The organism is Trichocoleus sp. AS-A1 (genome assembly GCF_039962015.1).
Taxonomy (GTDB): Bacteria; Cyanobacteriota; Cyanobacteriia; order Cyanobacteriales; family FACHB-T130; genus FACHB-T130.
The window spans coordinates 1-2,731 of the sequence record NZ_JAMPKG010000080.1; the positions used below are offsets into that span (position 1 = coordinate 1).

2 protein-coding genes and 1 pseudogene are annotated in these 2,731 nt (G+C 43.7%); all 3 read left to right on the forward strand.

Going from position 1 to position 2,731, the window contains the following annotated elements; translation table 11 throughout:
- A pseudogene (locus tag NC994_RS27475) lies at positions 1–89 on the forward strand (IS1 family transposase); the annotation flags it as partial.
- A 208-nt stretch (positions 90–297) separates the two neighbouring features.
- Positions 298–1,647, forward strand: a complete 1,350-nt coding sequence (locus NC994_RS27480; protein WP_190436731.1) for a P-loop NTPase fold protein — start codon at positions 298–300, stop codon at positions 1,645–1,647.
- Complete coding sequence (locus NC994_RS27485) at positions 1,647–2,558, forward strand: hypothetical protein (RefSeq protein ID WP_190436733.1); 912 nt, start codon at positions 1,647–1,649, stop codon at positions 2,556–2,558. The genes NC994_RS27480 and NC994_RS27485 overlap by 1 nt, the downstream gene beginning before the upstream one ends.
- The last annotated feature ends 173 nt before the right edge of the window (positions 2,559–2,731 follow it).

The window sequence follows — 2,731 nt, forward strand, 5'->3', positions numbered from 1 at the left end:
GTTATTCCAAATCCCAAGAAATGCTGAGACATTCAATCCGCTTGTTACTTCACTACTTGAGATTTGGAGATGTCCCGATTCCTGCTTGATTCCTCCCACTATTCAGCAACGCCGAGGAGAGTTAATAGATTGAGAAGAAGCGATCGCTTAACGTAATCATTGAGAGTGCGATCGCTTTTTGACAAAGCGGGACTTACCGGCAGGATGCTTTGGGCAATTGAGCGCTCAAAGCGTTTTACGGAATGGGTAGAATGGCGGCGGTAGAGAGTAAGGAGCAGCCTGGTTGCGAGGAAATTTATGACACTAGATTTGCAGAGGTTTTATCAGGCGTGTAACCCAAGTAAGACAATAGCTGTGGGCAATGACCTGGAGCGGAAGTATTATATTGATTTTTCCTCGGTACGCGGTAGCAAGATTATTGATGAGTTGGGACGAACCATCACCCGCCTCTCACCGGATGAACCAACTTGTCAGCTATTTACTGGACATATCGGCTGTGGGAAGTCCACTGAGCTTTTGCGATTAAAAAATGAGTTAGAACAGCAGGGGTTTCATGTTGTCTACTTCGAGTCCAGCCAAGATTTGGTGATGGCTGACGTTGACATCACAGATATTTTACTGGCGATCGCTCGCAAGGTGAGTGAAAGCTTGGAAAAGGCAAAAGTCAATCTGCAACCGCAAGGCTTCAAAGCTTTACTGCAAGGAGCAGCTAAGGTTTTGCAAACAGAGATTGATGTTTCAGGTAAAGCTTCTGTACCTGGAGTTGGAAATATTAAAGCAAGCACTTCCGGCGAGTTTTCGCTGGGGTTTGGGATTGGCGAGATTACAGCTAAAACTAAAAATAGTCCTGACCTTCGCTCTCAGTTAAGGCAATATTTGGAACCGCGCACGGATACGTTGTTAGAAGCAATTAATAAGGAATTGCTGGAAACTGCGATTCAAGAATTGAAGCAGAAAGGCAAGAAAGGACTGGTGGTAATTGTCGATAATCTCGACCGGATCGATAACTCGCCGAAACCATCAGGTCGCACTCAGCCAGAGTATTTGTTTGTAGACCGTGGAGATCAGTTAAAACAACTGAAGTGCCATTTAGTTTACACAATTCCCTTAGTGCTAACTTTCTCCAACGATCAACAAGTGCTAAGTAATCGTTTTGGGGGAAATGCCAAATTGTTGCCGATGGTGCGGGTGCGATCGCGTGATGGTAGTGAGTGCCAGGAAGGAATGCCATTATTGAGACAAATGGTGCTTGCAAGAGCTTTCCCCAATACTGAGCCACAGCAGCGATTAAGTTTGATTTCAGAAATTTTTGATACTCCAGAAACTTTAGATCGTTTGTGTCGAGTAAGTGGCGGTCATGTACGAAATTTACTGGTGTTGCTTTATAGCTGTCTCCAAAAAGAAGATCCCCCCATCTCCCGTCAGTGTTTAGAAGACGTAATTCGCCGAGAGCGAGATTCATTAGTTCGAGCGGTTACTGATGATGAGTGGACGTTGCTTTCGGAAGTGGCAAAACAACAGTTGGTGAAAGGCGAAGCCGAATACAAAACTATGTTACGCAGTATGTTTGTGTTTGAATATCAGGATGCAGAGGGGGGATGGTTTAGTATTAATCCCATCTTGGCAGAGGCGAAACAATTGCAGTAATGATGGAAATCCAGCCAGAATATATAACTGCTAAAAACGACGAATCTTTGCGGACTTTGGCACGAGCAATCTCACTTTCTCAAGGAGAATTTTCGCTAATTTTCGCACGCTGCAATTATACAAATTTGCGGCAAAGCTTAATGGAAAAATTGCGAGAACGCTCGGTAAAGTTCCGAGAGCGAGTTATCGAGCCATCTGCTAAGAGCCTGTTTGCAACTATTCAGGAAGAACTGAGAGATGAGCCGCCGTTAGTAGTTATTATTTCTGGCTTGGAGTTAGTGCACGATCTAGATACAGTGCTAATTTCTACGAACCAACTACGGGAGGAATTTCGCAAAAATTTCCTGTTTCCGGTGGTGTTATGGGTGACAGATGAAGTGCTGCAAAAGCTGATTCGGGTAGCGCCAGATTTTGAAAGTTGGGCATCTGCTCCGATTGAATTTGAAATGCCAACCAATGGGTTGATTGAGTTTCTGCGGCAAAACATAGATGCGTTATTTACTGGCGATGTAATTACTAATTTAGAAACCTGTGATGAAATAGAAGCAGCTTTTCAGGATTTACAAATTCGCGGACAACAATTAGAGCCAGAAGTGGAAGCGGGTTTAGAACTTTGTCGCGGCTTAGATGATTATGCCAATAATCAAGTAGAGGCTGCTATAGAACATTATCAAAAAAGTTTAAGATATTGGCAACAAAGGAAAGATTTAGAGCGGCAAGGTAGATTGCTACTTAATATTGCATTATGTTATTACAGCAAGGCTGAAGAAAATCAGCGGTATTGGGAAGACATCCGCTATTATCTTCAGCAATGCCTTGATGTTTTTGAGCAAGCTGAACGTCCGGATTTGGTCGCTAGACATATTAGTAAACTTGGTGATGTTTTGCGACAGCTCAGTAGCTGGGACTAATTAAATATAAGATGGCATAAAGCCCCTAAACGAAGTTTTCCATTATTTATGCCTGCTCCTATTCGGATTATCTTAAGCGAAGCAGAGGACTCAATGTTAAGCGAGTTGCGAGTTGCTCAAACCGTGCCGCAACGGACGCGCAACCGCGCCCACATGATCCGCTTAAATGCACA

Bases quoted from the DNA above. Each gene is read 5' to 3' on its own strand.
- NC994_RS27480 (WP_190436731.1), top strand. From the start codon at position 298: ATGACACTAGATTTGCAGAGGTTTTATCAGGCGTGTAACCCAAGTAAG.
- NC994_RS27485 (WP_190436733.1), top strand. From the start codon at position 1,647: ATGATGGAAATCCAGCCAGAATATATAACTGCTAAAAACGACGAATCT.